Raw genomic sequence first — 16,607 nt, 5'->3', positions numbered from 1 at the left:
GGTTGCAGAAGCGTTAGTCGTTTATATTTTTTATATTGTTTAGAAAACTCAGATCGGCTGGACCAGCGCCGCGTGCGATTCGCGCATGATGCGCGAGTGCTCTTCCTTGTCGCCGCCCCCGACCTCGATCTCGCCCAGCCGGGCCGAGTTCTCCACCACCATGCGGCAACGTTCCCAGCGGCGCTCCTCAAAGGCCGACAAGGCCAGCGCTACGTTGCCGTTGCGCGCCAGTTCGTCGGCCAGCACCAGCGCATCTTCGATGCCGATGCAGGCGCCGGAAGCCAGGTGCGGCGTGGTGGCATGCACTGCATCACCGATGAGCACGACGCGGCCCTGATACCACGGACGTGGCAGCAGCAGACCTTCCAGCGGGCGGAAGATGATGCGGGCGTTGTCGTCGAGCTGGTCGCGGATGGTCTTCAACACAGGAGCGCTGAAGTCTTCCAGCAGGCCGCGCAGGCGCGCCACAAAGGTGGCCGGATCGACGTGGTCGTTGACCGGGCGCGGCTCGGTGACGAAGAGGTACATCTCGTCTTTGGACACCGGATTGACGCCGGGCTTGATTTGCGGCCCCATCCACATGGTGCAGGTGGTGATCTCCGCCGGACGCGGCAGGATGGCGCGCCACACGGCCTGGCCGCTGTAGCGCGGCTTGGGTGCGCTGGGGAAAAGATGGGCCCGCAGTTTGGAATAGAGGCCATCGGCACCGATCACCAGGTCGTAGCGGCGGGTCTGGCCATCGGTGAAGTCAACCTCGACCTCGTCGCCGATCTCGCGCAGCGCCGTGAAAGTGCAACCCAGGCGCACGTCGGTGCCCGAGGCGCGGGCGGCATCGGCCAGGATGCGCGCCAGTACCGGACGCAGGATGGCACCGCCGCCGGGCACATCCGGCGAGGCCAGGCGCGGGGTGGGCAGCTCGGCGATCTGCGGGCCGTGCGGCAGGCACAGGCGCACCCCGTCACCGGCCGCGCCTTCGCGCAGGAAGGCATCGAGCACCCCGAGTTGCTTGAGCGCACGCAGCGTGGCCGGGCCGAGGCTGATGCCGGCACCGTAGTTGCGCCACTGGGGATCGAGTTCCACCAGGTCGACCTGGGCGCCACGGCGGCGCAGGTCGATGGCGGCCGATGCGCCGGAAAAACCGCCGCCGATGATGAGGATGCGTTGGGCTGCGAGTGTCATGGTGTCTCCTGAATCTTTTTCTTGATGAGTGGATCGTCTTCGCCGGTGGCCAGGTGCAGGCCGCCGTCGTCATCGATGCGCAGCGCCACCGGCGTGAGCGAGTCGCCCAGGCAAGGGCCTAGCGTGCACACGCCGGTGAGCGGATCGAACAATGCGCCATGGGCGGCACAGACCACGTGCTGCCCGCTGGCATCGAGATAGGCATCGCGCCGCCATGGCAGCGGTGTGCCGTGGTGCGGGCAGCTGTCTTGCCAGGCTCGCACCTGGTCGCCCCGGCGCAGCAGGAAGAGGGTGGCCTGCCCTGCCCCGCGGGTATCGAAACCGCGTGCGCCGTCCTCGGGCAATTGCGTGACATGGCACAGGTACATGGCTGTCTCTCCCGCTATGCCCGGCAATCAGTGTGCAGCGCCTGGGGGCGGCGGGCCGCCCGGCGCCCACTTCTCGCGGTACTGGAAGAGGAACAATTGCGAGGCATCGGCACCCATCGGTGCTTCGCGCGCGGCCCATTGATCGTCGTGCAGGTCCATGTCGGCGTCATATTCGACGTGGCAGCCCAGCGGCGAATTGAAATACCAGAACCAGTTGCTGCCGAAGCGATGGCGGCCCGGCCCCCAGAAGCTCTGGTAACCCTTTTCGACGAAACGGGTGCCGGCCAGCAGCACCTCGGTCGGGCCGCCCATGTGGAAGGTGAAGTGTTCGCAGCCCTTCATGAAGGGCGGGGTCTGGATCATGAACAGCGTATGGTGATCCAGGGTCCCGGCCGGACGCAGGAACGGGCCCACGCCGGTGAAGCGGTCGGTGCAGACGAAACCCAGGCGCTGATAGAAGGCCTCGGCCTTGGCCGCATCGGGCACGAAATACACCACATGCGACAGCGTGCGTGGCAGGGCTTCGCCCTCGGCGGGCAGGCCCAGCTGGTTCGGTGCGCGCTGGGCATCGCCGGGGCCGTTGACGCGTTCCGACTTGATGTCGAGCGCACGGCGCACGGTGACCTGGAAGGCCAGCGCAAAGCCCATGTCGTCCACGCTGCGCACCACGCCATCGCGGCGGCTGACTTCGCGGTCGCGGCGCAGTTCGGTTTCGATGGCATCCAGGGTGGCGACGTCGGCCACGCCATAGACGGTTTCGCGCAGCAGGCTGGCAGTGTCCATGGGCGGCGGCAGGGTGGCGTCGTCCTTGGCACTCAGCACGATGGCGGTACCGTCGAGGGCTTCGTAACGGTCGTTACCACTCTCCTTGAGGCCATAGTCGAGCAGGTACTGGCGGCAGGCGGGCAGATCGTCCACGCCAAAGACCAGGGCATCGGGTCCAATGATGTTCATGCGGATTTCCTTGTGATTGACTCGGTGTTTCGTAGCTGCACGGGACGCATCAGCGCTTGGTGCGGCCGCCCAGGGTCTCGGCCACCCAGTCGGCGATGACGTGGCCGGCGTTGATGGAATTGTCGAAGCTGGCGTGCTGCGCGCCGCCTTCGCGGTCGGTGAAGATCTTCAATTCACGCTTGGGGCTGTTGACCAGTTGTTCGTAGGTGCGGTGCGCCCACTTCAGGGGAATCTGCGTGTCCTTCTCGCCGTGGGTGACCAGGAAAGGCACGCGGATTTTCTCGACCACGCCATCCAGATGCACGTCTTCGGCGATGCGCATGAAGTCGTCGATGTCCTTGGCGCCCCACACCCAGCAGACGTGCTGCCAGTAATGCGGCACGGGGAAATCGCCCTCTTTTTCCAGGCGCTTTTTCTGTACGTCGCGCCAGTCGTGATTGGCCCCCCACACCACGCCACAGGCAAAGCGCGGCTCCATGGCCACCACGCGCGGGCAGTAGTAGCCGCCCAGGGAGACACCTTCACAGCCGATGCGGCTGACATCGACATCGTCGCGCTGTTCCAGCCAATCCACTACGTGTCGCGCCCAGTGCTCGGCATCGAAGCGCGCGGTCATGCCGTGCAGGCGCAGGGCTTCGCCGGTGCCGGGCTGGTCGATCACCAGCGACGAGACCCCGCGTTCGGCCAGCCAACCGGGCAGGCCGACCAGGTATTTCATTTCCTTGGTCGAATCCAGGCCATTGAGCTGGACCAGAATCGGGGCAGGACCCTGCACATTGTTTGCGCGGGTATAAAGGCCGGAGATGACCTTGCCTTCGTAAGGAATCTCGACGCGCTCGCAGTTGTCGCCGGCCAGCGTGAGGCCGCGCTGGAACACTTCCAGGAAGCGGCGATACAACTCAAGCCGGCCCGGTGCGCCGTGACCCTGCAGGCGCTCGCAGGTCAGCAGGTAGCTGGCCGCGCGCTTGTACTTGGCACCGGCCGAAAGCAGCCGGCCGCGCGCTTCATCCTCGGCGGCCAGGCTGCAGAGCTTTTCTGCCATGTCCGCCCAGGTGGCGCGGAAGGCGGCGGTGCCTTCGGCGTCAGGCTGTTTGGCCGCCTCCTGCAGGGGCGCACACATGGCTTCGATCTCGCCGATGCGCGCGCCCATCTCGATGGCGAGATCGACGGAAAGATTCCAGACATAGTTCGTCGGGAAGTAACGGAACATGGTGTAACTCCTTTGATGATGAGTGATACGGATGGAGCGGCTGCGCTCAGTGCGGGCCGCCCATCCACAGCGGCATGGCGAAGTTGATCCAGATGGCATCGCTCTTGGCCGTGTTGGCGGCGTACAGGCCGCGCTGCACGTTCATGTTGATGCTGTAGGTGCCGGCGTTGTAGGCCACGGTCGGTCCCATGGCGAAGCTGCGCGTGCGGTTGCCGGTGATGTCGGTGCCGTTCTGGCGGTCATCGGTGAACTGGTTCAGGTAGGAACCGGTGACGCCGACTTTCCACTTGCCGAAGTTCCAGCCGCCGATGAAGTCCGCCACGTAGGCGGTGCCGGAGCGGTAATTGGTATCGCTGTTCTTGTCGTTGATGAGCAGGCGGTTGGAGATGCCCAGGTCCAGCCCGTTCGGATCGTTGTGGCGGATCGCCAGCACCGGCTGGTAGGAGGTGTAGCCCACCGCCACGCTGGTGCGCTTGGGATCGTAGGAACCGGTCTTGAGGGCGAAGTCGAAGCCGAAGGTGACATTGGTATGCGCGGCCACATCCCAGCGCAGCAGCAGCGGCGTGACGGTGATGTTGGAGAGGCCGTTGTGGTTCTCGCCGTGGCCCATCACTTCGCTGTGCAGCGAGACCACCGGCAACACCAGTTGCGAATAGACCTTGGCACCCATCCATTCGACGCCATAGGAAGCCAGCAGGCGTGTGGTGGCCGAGAACACATCGGTCTTGAAGGGAATGGGGCGCTTGTTGCCCTTGTTGTCGTACAGGCCGTCGGCACTGCTGTAGTTGAACTGCTCCACCGCGAACAGGCCCGGGATGGGCGGCAGCGCGGCGATGTATTCACTGGTGGACCCGGTGGGGAATGGCGAAACGCCACCTTCGAAGGCTTGCGCGGACTGCATGCTGGCACTCCCGATCATGGCCAGGGCGGCCAGGACGGCACGATTGCCCAGCCGCCGGGCTGGTACGGTTCCTCTCTTCACTTCTGTCTCCTTGTCTCCTACCTGCCTGGCTTGTTGTGTCGCCGTCACGGCGTCTTCTCGGGGCCAGGCCGATCAATGGCGCAGGGCGCCACCGGCTTGCCGCGCCGGCCTTTTCTTGGATGCTTCTGCGAGGCCGTACAGCGGATGGATGAAGGTTAAGGTCGAGGTTGATATTGATCAAATGGATTGTTTTGATTCATGATATGGACGGGATCAATACATGACCGGCCCTGCAACCCTTGCACAAAAGAAAGGCCGGCACCCGACAACGGAGACTTATCCAATGCGCTTCAACAAGCTCGACCTCAATCTGCTGGTCGCGCTCGACGCGCTGCTGACCGAACTCAACATCAGCCGCGCCGCCGAGAAGATCCACCTGAGCCAGTCGGCCATGAGCAATGCCCTGGCCCGTCTGCGCGAATATTTCGATGACGAATTGCTGATCCAGGTCGGCCGCCGCATGGAAGCCACGCCGCGCGCCGAAGTACTGCGCGATGCGGTCAATGACGTATTGCGGCGTATCGAAGGATCGATCGCGGCCAAGCCGGCTTTCCTGCCTGCAGAGTCGCATCGGGAATTCCGCATCTCGGTGTCCGACTTCAGCCTCAACGTGCTGATCCCGCGCGTGATCGCGCGGGCGCATGCCGAAGGGCCGCACATTCGCTTTGCGCTGATGCCGCAGGTGCAGGACCCGACCCGTTCGCTGGATCGCGCGGAAGTGGACTTGCTGGTGCTGCCGCAGGAATTCTGCACGCCCGATCATCCGGCGGAGGAGGTGTTTCGCGAACGGCACGTCTGCGTGGTGTGGCGCGACAGTCCATTGGCCAAGGGCAAGCTGACGCTGGAGCGCTACATGGAGGCCGGTCATGTGGTGATGGTGCCGCCCGGCGCCAATGCCTCCTCGGTGGAGGCGTGGATGGCCAGCAAGCTGGGCTTTGCGCGGCGGGTGGAGATCACCAGCTTCAGCTTTGCCTCCTGTGTGGCGCTGGTGCAAGGGACCGACCGCATCGCCACCGTGCATGGCCGTCTGGCGCGCAGGCTGGCCACGCAATTGCCGGTGGTGCTCAAGGAAAGTCCGCTGCCGCTGGCGGAGATGCATCAGATGATGCAGTGGCATCGCTATCGCACCAATGATCCGGGCATCGAATGGTTGCGGCAGGTGTTTCTGGAAAGTGCGCGGGAGATGGATAAAAAGGTGGCTTGATCAAAACCTGATGGATTCATCATGTTTTTATCGACCCGACTTTTTAAAATTCATAAATCATTTATATCTTTTAAGCGTTTCTTTAAAAAAAATGCCCTGCCGCATTTCAGCAGCAGGGCATGGCTCACGCGCGTGAGCTACGCACTCAGATCAGAAATCAACCTGCGCCGACAGTACCAGCGTGCGGCCCGATGATGTGCCCACATAACCGTTCTGCATCAGCCAGTAATTCTTGTCGAACAGGTTCTCGATGTTGGCGCGATAGGTCACGACCTGCCCTGCCGCCCGGGTGATGTAGCGCGCACCGATATCGACGCGGGTCCATCCCGGCACCTTGAGCTTGTTCTCGTTGCTGTACCACATCGAGCCCGTGCGGGTGACACGCGTATTCAGCGCCAGGCCCTGCAGCCAGGGCGCATCCCAATCCAGTCCCAGGTTGAAATTGCTGTTGGGGATGGCACCGACATCCTTGCCGTCATTGCTGCCGTTGTCGGTGTGGTACTGCTTGGCATCGAAGAAGGTGCCGCTGGCATTGAAGCGCAGGCCGCGCTGCAGTTCGCCATAGGCCGCCAGTTCCAGGCCGCGCACGCGATTGCGGCCATCCTGGGTGGTGGTGCTCACGCCATTGACCAGCGTGGTGCTGGAATTGGCCTGTTCGATCTGGAATACGGCCGCCGTGGTCGTGATGCGGCCCCAGTCGATCTTTGCCCCCGTCTCCACCTGCTTGGACTTGTAGGGCGGGAAGAGCTGGTTGGGATTGCCGTCGCTGGCAGATGTAAAACCACCGGCGCTCAGGGCCGCCGTGTAGTTGGCATACAGCGAAACGTTCTGCACCGGCTTGACGACCACACCCAGCACCGGCGAGATGGCGGTCTTGTTGGAGGTCTGCGTGGCATCGGCCAGGCTGTGCGAATAGACCTGCTGGCGGCGCAGCCCGGCGGTGATGCGCAGGCGGTCATCCATCATCGACAGGGTATCGGTCAGCGCCACGCTGGTCAGGCGGATCTGGCTTTGCGGCGTGGGCGCACCGCGTGCGCCGGTGACGGTGGGTAGCGCCACCGGGCGATACAGATTGGAGGTGACGCTGCTGCTCTCGGAGAGGAAGAAGTAATCGGTCTGCTGATCCAGCATGTTCACACCCAGCATCACCGTGTGCTTGATGCCGGCGGTGTTGAAGCGTGCACGCATGCCCACATCGGCCGAAGTGGAGACCACCTTCTGGTCGTAGTAGCCATTGGAGAGCGCCGCCGTGTCGCCGGCGGCGTTGAGGATGGTGGCGCCCGGCCAGCTCTGGGCGGAACTGGCCACGTGATAGCCCACGGCACCGTAGGCGGTCAGCTGGTCGTTGATGTCGTATTCCAGGCGGGTGGCCACGGCCTTGTCGTCGGACTGCAGCGTGGTGCCAGGATAGAGGTTGGTCTTGCCCGAGGGCGCATCGGGCATCACCAGGCTGCTGATGCTGAATTGCGGACGGAAATTGCGCGCGTCTTCATGCTGGGTGTAGGCGTCCAGGCTCCAGCGCACGCGGCCGCCGTTGTAGTCGAGTCCGACCGAGCCCATGCTCTGCTGCTGATTGCTGCCGGACAGGCCCGTGTTGCCATCGGCATAGAGTGCGTTGACGCGAATGCCCCACTCCTGCTGCTCACCGAAACGGCGGCCGAGGTCGGCCTTCAATCCGTATTGTGAGTTGGAGAGATAGGTGGCCGTGACGCTGGAGATCGGATCTTCATGCGCGCGCTTGGGAATCAGGTTGACCGCCCCGCCCACGCCACCGGCCGGCCCCATGCCATACATCAGCGTGCCCGGTCCCTTGAGCACCTCGATGCGCTCGACCATGGAGATGGGCATGCGCGTGAGCGGCACCATGCCATACAGGCCATTGAAGGCCACATCATTGGCCGACATGGTGAAGCCGCGAATCTGGTAGCTGTCGCCGAAACCGCCATTGCCATTGGTGTTGCGCACCGAGGCATCGTTGGCGATGACGTCGCCGATGGCGCGCGCCTGTACATCCTCGATGCCTTGCGAGGTGTAGTTGGTGGTGCTGAAGGGCGTGTCCATGACGCTGGCCGTGCCCAGCACGCCCAAGCTGCCGCCGCGCGCGACCAGTCCGCCTGCATAGGGGGCGGTCGGGTCGGCGCTTTCGGTGATGGTGACGGTGGGCAGGACGGCATTGGCATTGCTGCCGGTGGTGGCGGCCGGTGCGGCCACCGTGTAGCCGCCGTCGCCATTGCGGATGGCTTGCAGCGGTGTGCCGTTGAGCAGCGCGGCAAACCCTTCGGCTACCGTATGACGGCCGGAGAGGCCTGCGCTCTGGCGATCGCGCGTGATGGCCGGATCGAAGGAGAGCAGCACGCCGGCACGGCGGGCGAAGCTGTTGAGGCTTTGGTCGAGAGGACCAGCGGCAATGTCGTAGGCCTGGCGCTGGGCATCGGTGGCCTGCGCCTGCACACCGGCCACGGGGCTGGCGAAGGCGGCCAGGATGGCCAGTCGGGATAAGGTCGGGCGCGAGGGGAAGCGGGTTCGGGTGGTCATGGATGTCGTTCGATGGTGAGCTTCAGAGGGCTTGCTATCTGGTAGACCGAACGAGATCCAACAACCTGCAGAAAAATTTTAAAAATTTTTTATACCCGTGTCGGCTCAGGTGGATGCGCGTGGCCGCAAGGTGATCCAGTAATCTGTCAAGGTATCCACCCGCACCGGCAAGGTCCGCGCAATGGCCGCCAGGATGCGCGCCGGCTGGTCGAGCGGAAACACGCCCGAGATGGGCAACCCGGCCACCGCCGGGTCACAGCGCAGCTTGCCGGGGAGATAGCGATCCAGCTCGGCCACCAATTGGCCCAGCGGCATGCGGTCGGCCACGATGACGCCGTCGGTCCAGGCGATGGCCTGTTCATTGGCGGCAGAGAGGCGTCCCACCAGCCCTTGCGTATCGAACAGCCCCTGGCGCCCGGCCTCCACGCGCACAGGTACATTCTCATTTTGCGAACGGAATTCCACTGCACCCTCATAAACGGCAAGGCGCATGCCCTCCTCCGCATCGCGCAGCTGGAAGCGTGTGCCCAGTGCGCGTGCCTGTCCCAGCCGGGTCTGCACGAGGAAGGGACGATAGGAACGCCGCTCTTCATGCCCAGTGGTGATGAGCACTTCGCCGCGATGCAGGCGGATCAGGCGCTGCTGCTCGTCGAAGCTGACGTCCACGGCAGTGGCGCTGTTGAGTTGGAGCACGGTGCCCTCGGCCAGCACCACACGGCGGCGCTCGCCGGTGCGGGTGGTGTAGCCGGCCATCCAGGCCTGCCACGGCGTCCATCGTGCCGCGCTGGCCGCCAGCAGCCCCGCGCCCATCGTCACGCACAAGGTCTTGAGGGCAAAGCGGCGGTTGTTGCGCGTGCGGGCCGGGCTGGCGCCGATGCTGCCATGCGCCAGGGCGCGCGGCAAGGTGGCCACGCGTTCGCTGAGCGACTGCAGCCGCTGCCAGGCCAGCTCGTGCTGCGGCTGTGCGGCGCGCCAGCGACGGCAGGCCTCATGGTCATGATCGGTGGCGCTGCCCGATTGCAGCCGCACCATCCAGTCGATGGCGGCCATGACCACGTCATCGCCCGGGACAGCGGTGTCAGAGGCCATATTGCAGCCGGTAGCAGGCGGTGAAGGCGCGCTTCATGTACTGCTGCACCGAACTCAGGGACACCTCCAGCCGCGCCGCGATCTCGGCATAGGCCAGGCCATCGAGCTGCGACAGCAGGAAGGCGCTGCGCACCTTGGGCGGCAAGCCGGCCAGCATGGCGTCGACTTCGTTGAGGGTTTCCAGTACCAGCAATTGCGCTTCGGGCGAAGGCAGGTGTTCGGGCGGCATCTGCGCGAGCATTTCCAGGAAGGCGGCTTCCAGTGCGCAGCGGCGGAAATGGTCGATCATCAGGCCGCGCGCGATGGTGGCCAGCAGCGTGCGCACTTCGTCGAGATAGAAATCGCGGCGCGAGACCATCATGCGCACGAAGGTATCCTGCGCCAGGTCGGCCGCCAGCTCGGCGTTGTCGGTACGGCGGCGCAGCCAGCCCAGCAGCCACCGGTGATGCCCGGTGTAGAGGCCAGCAATGTCGTGAGCACGGGAAGGAGCGAGGTCGGCCATGACCGCAAGATGTAATGAGAACGTGTCTCATTATAATCTGTAAATGCGGCGGCGGGTCGATGCGCTTTTTGGTCGATATGAAAGAAAAAGCCCCGGCACGAAGGCCGGGGCTTGTCACTGCTGCTCCCGCCGGAACCGTGACGATCCCGGAGGTGAAGCTTGATGCAAAATTACTTGACCACGCTCAGCAGGGTACGCTTGCCGCCCTTGTAGGTGTACAGGGTCAGGGTGCCGTTCAGGATGTCGCCCTTGGCGTCGAAGGCGATTTCACCGGTGACGCCCTTGTGCTTGATCTTGGCCAGGACCGGCAGGTAGACCTTGGGGTCGGACGAGCCGGCCTGCTTCATGGCGTCAGCCAGGGTCATCAGCGCATCGTAGGTGTACGGTGCGTAGATCACGACGTCCTGGTTGAACTTCTTCTTGTAGGCAGCCTTGAAGTCTTCCAGCGGCTTCTTGCCTGCTTCGGTCACGCCACCGGCTTCGGCGCAGACCACTTCGCTGTCCTTCAGGCCAGCACCGGCCAGGCTCGGCAGTTCGGTGGTGCAGATACCGTCACCGCCCATGAACTTGGCAGCCACACCCAGCTGATCCATCTGGCGCAGCATCGGGCCGGCCACGGCATCCATGCCGCCGAAGAAGACCAGGTCAGGCTTCTTGGACTTGACCGAGGTCAGGATGGCGTTGAAGTCGGTCGCCTTGTCGGTGGTGTACTGGGTGGCCACGATGGTGGCACCGGCAGCCAGGGCGCTCTTGCGGAATTCTTCAGCCACGCCTTGACCGTAGGCAGTGCGGTCGTCGATGACGGCCACGCTCTTGCCCTTGAGTTCATTGACGGCATAGCGGCCCAGGACGCCACCGAGCTGGCCATCGTTGGCCACCACGCGGAAGGCGGTGTTGAAGCCTTGCTGGGTGTACTTGGGGTTGGTGGCCGAGGGCGAGATTTGCGGGATGCCGGCGTCGAAGTAGATCTTGGAGGCCGGGATGGTGGTACCGGAGTTCATGTGGCCGACCACGCCCTTGACCTTGGCATCAACCAGGGCCTGGGCCACGGTGGTGGCTTGCTTCGGATCGGAAGCGTCATCCTGCGGGACCAGCTGGAAGGTGACCTTCTTGCCGCCGATCTCGAAGCCCTTGGCGTTGAGTTCGTCCACGGCCATGCGGGCGCCGTTTTCATTGTCCTTGCCGATGTGTGCGTTGGGACCGGTCAGAGGAGCGACGTGACCGATCTTGATGACTTCTTGTGCCTGGGCTGCCCCTGCGAACGAGAACGCTGCCACCAGTGCCGTAGCGACAGGAATCATTTTGATTTTTTGCATGAATTGCTCCTATTACTTCCAATGAAAGATTGAAAACGCAGTTCGTTGTGCCATTTGTTATGTGTGCTGACCGAAGCTGACCGCCGTGTGAACGGCAAACCTGATCGGAAAGCACCGCAGCGCCTCCCAGTCGCTGACCGGTTCTTGCTTGCGGACTCTGCTACAGCAAAAAACGAGCCATGCCTGTGGGCATCCCGACTCGGGCGCTTTCCCGCCGGCCATCCCCGCTAAAAAAGGGACGGAGCCACAGCAGGCAAGCGGCCCGGCCAAAGCCCCAGGCCAGGCGGGGCCGTTCCTCCAATGCACTGCCCCGCCGGGCAGAATACACCGTAATGGTGCGGCTGGGAGAGCGAGTTCCGTGCCAACGCGGCGCTTCATTCATATCGCACGTTTTATGCACTTTTTTGAATCAGGATGCGAAGGAACGCACCAATAAGGGAGGGGAAACAAAAGAAAACTGCAGTTGCAACGAGGCTGGCTCGGGAAGCCAGCCTCAGTTTCATGGATCAATTCCCGCCAGGCGGGAATTTTTCTTCATGTCGCCCCGGATGCGGGGCGAGGCTTGGGGAAGGGGAAGGTGAACGACGGTGGCGGTGGACCATGCGCGATTTCGTTCACCGCAGGTCGGTCAGAATGCGTAACGTCCTTGCACATAGACGGTCCGCGGCGCGCCGACCAGTTTGCCCAGATTGCCATCCACGGTACGGGTGAAGTAGCGACGGTCCAGCAGGTTGTTGACGCCCGCCGTGAGGTCGAATCCCTTCTTGCCCGGCACTTTCCAGCTCGCCTGCGCATTCCAGAGACGCACGCCCGGGATTTCCCCGATGCTGCCATCCGCGCTTTCGGCCAGGGTGTTGGCTTCATCGGCAAACTGCCGGCCCTGGTGCGTCGTCGACAGGTTCACGGTCCAAGGGCCGGTTTGCAGGCGCACCCCGAGCGTGTCGGTCGTGCGCGCATAGAAGGGCAAGTCCTTGCCCGGGTTGCTGCCCGACTTCTGCAGGGCCCGGGTGTAGGTGTAGTTGGCGAAGACCGACCAGCCTTCCAGGGGGCTGTCCTGGTCGAAGGCATAGTCCATCGCCAGCTCGACGCCATCATGCTGGGTCCTGCCGATGTTGCGGAAGACATTGGGCATCGTTCCCTGCACCGACACGATCTGGTTGTCAAAATTGATGTTGAACAGGGTCGCCTCGGCGGAAGCCTGCGCACTCTTCCATCGCACACCGCCTTCCACCGTCCGGGCCAGCTCGGGCGACAGGGGATTGGCGGAGGACATGGTGTTGAGTTGCGAATTCTGCACCACACCGAAGGAGGTGTTGTAGTTGCTGAACAAGGTCAGTTGCTCGGTGAGGAGGTAGGCGAGGTTGACCGAGGGCAGCAGCTTGTCGTTGGCCACCTCATAAGGCGCGTTCTTGCCCGATTCGTAGCGGCTTGAGCGCACCTGTTCGAAACGCAGGCCCGGCGTGATACGCCATTTGCCGACAGCGATCTTGTCGTCGATGTAGCCGGCGTGGGCGTCGGTACTGTTCTGGAACTGGGTGAATCCGCTCAACACACCGGTGCGGACCGCTTCGTTGTAGATGTTGTCATCCCCGCGCTCGCGGATGATGCGGTAGCCGACGGTGACATCATGCGTGGTGCTGCCCCAGGCAAAGCGCTGCGTGTAGCGGGGCTCGATGCCAAGCGTTTCGTAGTTGCGCGGCTGATGCGACAGGCGCACGCCGGTCGTATTGATCAAGGTGCTCTGGCGGGTCGCCTGGTTGAAGTAGGTCCGGATCTCCAGCTCCTGATGGTCCGACAGGGTATTGAGGTAGCCCACGTCGAAGCCTTTGCGGGTGCCGCTCCAGTTGTCGCGGCGACGGGTGTTCTGGAACGGATCGGCGGCGTACTGCGCGGTGCTCAGGCCGCCCGGGGTGCGGCTCATCACGTCGTAGTAATTGACTTTGGCGTAAAGCTCGGAGGCCGGTGAAATTTCGTAGCGCATCTTCAGCGCAAAATCATTGAGGTGTTCATTGCTCTTGTCGCGCCATCCGCTGCCGTCCTGGCCTGAGTACAGGAAGGCCATGCCCAGGCCAGTATCGCTCTGGCCGCCGGCGAAGGCGGTGTACTGCGCATTGCCGCCGCCCTTGCCGTAGCTGTTGTAGCGCACCGAAGCATCACCCGAAATGCCCTGGCTTGCCGGAATGGAGCGCGTCTTGAAATTGATGATGCCGCCCACGTTCTGCGGGCCGAAGCGCACTGCACCGCCGCCACGGACGACGTCGATCGATTCGATGTTGTTCAGGCTCACGGGCGCAAACGAAAGCTGGGGCTGGCCGTAGGGGGCCACCGACAAGGGGATGCCATCGAGCAGGACGGTGGAGCGCGGCGAAAAGCGTCCGGTCAGCCCGCGCACGCCGATGTTCAAGGCAATGGCACTGCCGGAGGTACCGGCGCTGTCACTGGACTGCACGCCGGGAATGCGGCGCATCACCTCGCCGATGCTGATGGCACCGGTGCTGTCGATCTCCTGCTTTTTCACCACGGTGCGGGCGCCGGGATAGGTCTTCACGCTGCTCTCCAGGCCAGTGCCGAGCCAGTCGCTGCTGACTTGGATCGGCTCCAGCGCGGCCTGCGTGCCTGGCGCGGCAGGTTGTTGCGCCATGCCAGCCAGCGGAAAACCGAGCATCACCAGCGAGGCGAAGGTTGAGGTGGCGATACGCAGATCGCGTGCATGGTTGAAAGGGGCCTGATTGTTCTTCATTACATTTCGGTCCAATAAAAATACGGGCGAACCTCCGCCGCTCATTGCTTATAAAAAAAGGCTCTTCTGGACTGAGTCAAAAGAGCCGCAATAATAATGATTCGCATTCTGAATTTTATGAATTCCGAGGCATGTCTGTATTTTTTTCAATTGACCTCGAATTTATTTGAGTGCCGGTGCGCAGCCCTGCCGCTCAAACACGGCAATTGACGCCTTGAAAATTCCCCAACCCATCCCTATACTTAGCACTCGTCACGGCAGAGTGCTAACAGCGCCGCCGGACGCAATCCCCTTTTTCATGCGGTGACGTCTGCTGCATTTGGAAGAAAACCGTTGCAGGCATCGCCGCAATCAATGCTAACTTATTGAAAATTAAGGAGTTCTCATGAATCTTCGCCCTTTGCACGATCGCGTTATCGTCAAGCGCCTCGACCAGGAAACCAAGACTGCTTCCGGTATCGTTCTGCCTGACGCAGCGACCGAAAAGCCGGACCAAGGCGAGGTCCTGGCCGTCGGCAACGGCAAGATCCTGGAAGATGGCAAGGTCCGCCAACTGGCCGTGAAGGTCGGCGACCGCGTTCTGTTCGGCAAGTATTCCGGCCAGGCCGTGAAGATCGATGGCCAGGAACTGCTGGTCATGCGCGAAGAAGACCTGTTCGCCGTCGTCGAGAAGTAATTCGGCATCCGGCCTTCCTTTTCCTTCTATATAGATAGCGAAAACATGAAGGCCATCGGCAACAAGACAGCAGCCGGTGCTCCCTGAACCTTCAGGCCCGAGCCCGGCGACATGAACTGAACCGAATTTCTGGAGAATCCAACATGGCAGCAAAGCAAGTTATTTTCGGCGATGAAGCACGCGCCAAGGTCGTCAACGGCGTCAACATCCTGGCCAACGCAGTCAAGGTCACCCTGGGTCCCAAGGGCCGCAACGTCGTGCTGGAGCGCAGCTTCGGCGCCCCGACCGTGACCAAGGACGGCGTTTCCGTCGCCAAGGAAATCGAACTGAAGGACAAGCTGGAAAACATGGGTGCCCAGCTGGTCAAGGAAGTCGCTTCCAAGACCTCCGACAACGCCGGTGACGGTACCACCACCGCTACCGTGCTGGCCCAAGCCATCGTGCGCGAAGGCTTCAAGTACGTCGCCGCCGGCTTCAACCCGACCGACCTGAAGCGCGGTATCGACAAGGCTGTCACCGCCATCGTCGGCGAAGTCAAGAACCTGGCCAAGCCCACCACCACCTCCAAGGAAATCGCTCAAGTCGGCTCGATCTCGGCCAACTCCGACGCGGACATCGGCGACATCATCGCCAAGGCCATGGAAAAGGTCGGCAAGGAAGGCGTCATCACCGTGGAAGACGGCAAGTCGCTGGAAAACGAACTGGACATCGTCGAAGGTATGCAATTCGACCGTGGCTACCTGTCGCCGTACTTCATCAACAACCAAGAGAAGCAGATCGTCGCCCTGGACAATCCCTTCATCCTGCTGTTCGACAAGAAGATCTCCAACATCCGTGACCTGCTGCCGGTGCTGGAACAAGTCGCCAAGGCTGGCCGTCCGCTGCTGATCGTGGCTGAAGACGTCGAAGGCGAAGCCCTGGCTACCCTGGTGGTCAACAACATCCGTGGCATCCTGAAGACCGCTGCTGTCAAGGCCCCTGGCTTCGGCGACCGCCGCAAGGCCATGCTGGAAGACATCGCCATCCTGACCGGCGGCCAAGTGATCGCCGAAGAAGTCGGCCTGACCCTGGAAAAGGCTACCCTGGCTGAACTGGGCCAAGCCAAGCGCGTTGAAATCGGCAAGGAAAACACCACCATCATCGACGGCAACGGCGACGCCGCTGGCATCGAAGCTCGCGTGGCGATGATCCGTACCCAGATCGGCGAAGCCACCTCCGACTACGATCGTGAAAAGCTGCAAGAGCGCGTGGCCAAGCTGGCCGGCGGTGTTGCGCTGATCAAGGTTGGCGCTGCCACCGAAGTCGAAATGAAGGAAAAGAAGGCCCGCGTCGAAGACGCCCTGCACGCTACCCGCGCTGCAGTTGAAGAAGGCGTCGTGCCTGGCGGTGGCGTGGCCCTGCTGCGCGCTCGCGCCAACGTCAAGGACCTCAAGGGCGACAACGCCGATCAGGAAGCCGGCATCAAGATCGTGCTGCGCGCCATCGAAGAGCCGCTGCGCCAGATCGTCTTCAACGCCGGCGACGAGCCGTCGGTGGTGGTGAACAAGGTGCTGGAAGGTTCGGGCAACTTCGGCTACAACGCCTCCAACGGCACCTACGGTGACCTGGTGGAACTGGGCGTGCTGGATCCGGCCAAGGTGACCCGTTCGGCCCTGCAAAACGCTGCCTCCGTGGCCAGCCTGATCCTGACCACCGACGCCCTGGTGGCCGAAGTGACCGAGGACAAGCCGGCCGGCATGCCTGGCGGCATGGGTGGTATGGGCGGCATGGGCGGCATGGACGGCATGATGTAATTGGCCTTCCGGCTGCGGGCCATGCATCGCATGGCCTGTGCCGCAAGCAAAAAACCCGC

The 16,607-nt window shown here is 62.9% G+C and carries 13 protein-coding genes; 3 read left to right on the top strand and 10 right to left on the bottom strand.

Features of this window, described 5'->3' with window-relative positions; genetic code table 11:
• Nucleotides 1-48: 48 nt before the first annotated feature.
• The 5 genes from ACLRDN_RS04515 to ACLRDN_RS04495 are packed head-to-tail and all read right to left on the bottom strand — an operon-like array spanning nucleotide 49 to nucleotide 4,612.
• Entirely contained in the window at nucleotides 49-1,179 is a 1,131-nt protein-coding gene (locus ACLRDN_RS04515) for an FAD-dependent oxidoreductase (RefSeq protein WP_413459143.1), read from the bottom strand.
• Complete coding sequence (locus ACLRDN_RS04510) at nucleotides 1,176-1,547, bottom strand: Rieske (2Fe-2S) protein (RefSeq protein WP_413459142.1); 372 nt, start codon at nucleotides 1,545-1,547, stop codon at nucleotides 1,176-1,178. Before ACLRDN_RS04510 ends, ACLRDN_RS04515 begins: the two co-directional genes overlap by 4 nt.
• Nucleotides 1,548-1,574: 27 nt before the next feature.
• On the bottom strand, nucleotides 1,575-2,501 hold the full coding sequence (locus tag ACLRDN_RS04505; protein WP_413459141.1) for a VOC family protein: 927 nt from the start codon (nucleotides 2,499-2,501) through the stop codon (nucleotides 1,575-1,577).
• A gap of 49 nt (nucleotides 2,502-2,550) precedes the next feature.
• Nucleotides 2,551-3,711, bottom strand: a complete 1,161-nt coding sequence (locus ACLRDN_RS04500; protein ID WP_413459140.1) for an alpha/beta hydrolase family protein — start codon at nucleotides 3,709-3,711, stop codon at nucleotides 2,551-2,553.
• A 46-nt stretch (nucleotides 3,712-3,757) separates the two neighbouring features.
• Nucleotides 3,758-4,612, bottom strand: a complete 855-nt coding sequence (locus ACLRDN_RS04495; RefSeq protein ID WP_413460342.1) for a transporter — start codon at nucleotides 4,610-4,612, stop codon at nucleotides 3,758-3,760.
• A gap of 364 nt (nucleotides 4,613-4,976) precedes the next feature.
• Between ACLRDN_RS04495 and ACLRDN_RS04490 the strand changes: the two genes are divergently transcribed.
• Entirely contained in the window at nucleotides 4,977-5,897 is a 921-nt protein-coding gene (locus tag ACLRDN_RS04490) for a LysR family transcriptional regulator (protein ID WP_413459139.1), read from the top strand.
• 150 nt (nucleotides 5,898-6,047) lie between these two features.
• Here ACLRDN_RS04490 and ACLRDN_RS04485 read toward each other — a convergent pair whose 3' ends face one another.
• The 5 genes from ACLRDN_RS04485 to ACLRDN_RS04465 form a co-directional block, all read right to left on the bottom strand.
• Nucleotides 6,048-8,432, bottom strand: coding sequence for a TonB-dependent siderophore receptor (locus tag ACLRDN_RS04485; protein WP_413459138.1), 2,385 nt, complete (start codon nucleotides 8,430-8,432; stop codon nucleotides 6,048-6,050).
• A 105-nt stretch (nucleotides 8,433-8,537) separates the two neighbouring features.
• Nucleotides 8,538-9,521: a FecR domain-containing protein gene (locus ACLRDN_RS04480; protein ID WP_413459137.1), complete on the bottom strand. Its 984-nt coding sequence runs from the start codon at nucleotides 9,519-9,521 to the stop codon at nucleotides 8,538-8,540.
• The gene (locus ACLRDN_RS04475; RefSeq protein WP_413459136.1) at nucleotides 9,511-10,023 is read right to left on the bottom strand and encodes a sigma-70 family RNA polymerase sigma factor; all 513 of its coding nucleotides are present in this window, start codon (nucleotides 10,021-10,023) and stop codon (nucleotides 9,511-9,513) included. The genes ACLRDN_RS04480 and ACLRDN_RS04475 overlap by 11 nt, the downstream gene beginning before the upstream one ends.
• 170 nt (nucleotides 10,024-10,193) lie before the next feature.
• Entirely contained in the window at nucleotides 10,194-11,339 is a 1,146-nt protein-coding gene (locus ACLRDN_RS04470; RefSeq protein ID WP_413459135.1) for a branched-chain amino acid ABC transporter substrate-binding protein, read from the bottom strand.
• A 628-nt stretch (nucleotides 11,340-11,967) separates the two neighbouring features.
• On the bottom strand, nucleotides 11,968-14,079 hold the full coding sequence (locus tag ACLRDN_RS04465) for a TonB-dependent receptor family protein (protein WP_413459134.1): 2,112 nt from the start codon (nucleotides 14,077-14,079) through the stop codon (nucleotides 11,968-11,970).
• Between the two features lie 385 nt (nucleotides 14,080-14,464).
• Here ACLRDN_RS04465 and groES point away from each other — a divergent pair, with 385 nt between their 5' ends.
• On the top strand, nucleotides 14,465-14,755 hold the full coding sequence (groES, locus tag ACLRDN_RS04460) for a co-chaperone GroES (protein WP_008115200.1): 291 nt from the start codon (nucleotides 14,465-14,467) through the stop codon (nucleotides 14,753-14,755).
• Between the two features lie 143 nt (nucleotides 14,756-14,898).
• Complete coding sequence (gene groL / locus ACLRDN_RS04455; RefSeq protein WP_413459133.1) at nucleotides 14,899-16,548, top strand: chaperonin GroEL; 1,650 nt, start codon at nucleotides 14,899-14,901, stop codon at nucleotides 16,546-16,548.
• Nucleotides 16,549-16,607 lie beyond the last annotated feature (59 nt).

This window comes from Herbaspirillum huttiense, assembly GCF_047300815.1.
In the GTDB taxonomy this organism is placed as follows: domain Bacteria; phylum Pseudomonadota; class Gammaproteobacteria; order Burkholderiales; family Burkholderiaceae_D; genus Herbaspirillum; species Herbaspirillum huttiense_A.
Note: the sequence above shows the minus strand (reverse complement) of the source record. Positions and strands in the feature narration are given on the sequence as shown.

Bases quoted from the DNA above. Each gene is read 5' to 3' on its own strand.
- ACLRDN_RS04515 (WP_413459143.1), bottom strand. From the start codon at position 1,179: ATGACACTCGCAGCCCAACGCATCCTCATCATCGGCGGCGGTTTTTCC.
- ACLRDN_RS04505 (WP_413459141.1), bottom strand. From the start codon at position 2,501: ATGAACATCATTGGACCCGATGCCCTGGTCTTTGGCGTGGACGATCTG.
- ACLRDN_RS04485 (WP_413459138.1), bottom strand. From the start codon at position 8,432: ATGACCACCCGAACCCGCTTCCCCTCGCGCCCGACCTTATCCCGACTG.
- ACLRDN_RS04470 (WP_413459135.1), bottom strand. From the start codon at position 11,339: ATGCAAAAAATCAAAATGATTCCTGTCGCTACGGCACTGGTGGCAGCG.
- groL (WP_413459133.1), top strand. From the start codon at position 14,899: ATGGCAGCAAAGCAAGTTATTTTCGGCGATGAAGCACGCGCCAAGGTC.
- ACLRDN_RS04495 (WP_413460342.1), bottom strand. From the start codon at position 4,612: ATGCAGTCCGCGCAAGCCTTCGAAGGTGGCGTTTCGCCATTCCCCACC.
- ACLRDN_RS04490 (WP_413459139.1), top strand. From the start codon at position 4,977: ATGCGCTTCAACAAGCTCGACCTCAATCTGCTGGTCGCGCTCGACGCG.
- ACLRDN_RS04480 (WP_413459137.1), bottom strand. From the start codon at position 9,521: ATGGCCTCTGACACCGCTGTCCCGGGCGATGACGTGGTCATGGCCGCC.
- ACLRDN_RS04510 (WP_413459142.1), bottom strand. From the start codon at position 1,547: ATGTACCTGTGCCATGTCACGCAATTGCCCGAGGACGGCGCACGCGGT.
- ACLRDN_RS04500 (WP_413459140.1), bottom strand. From the start codon at position 3,711: ATGTTCCGTTACTTCCCGACGAACTATGTCTGGAATCTTTCCGTCGAT.
- ACLRDN_RS04465 (WP_413459134.1), bottom strand. From the start codon at position 14,079: ATGAAGAACAATCAGGCCCCTTTCAACCATGCACGCGATCTGCGTATC.
- groES (WP_008115200.1), top strand. From the start codon at position 14,465: ATGAATCTTCGCCCTTTGCACGATCGCGTTATCGTCAAGCGCCTCGAC.
- ACLRDN_RS04475 (WP_413459136.1), bottom strand. From the start codon at position 10,023: ATGGCCGACCTCGCTCCTTCCCGTGCTCACGACATTGCTGGCCTCTAC.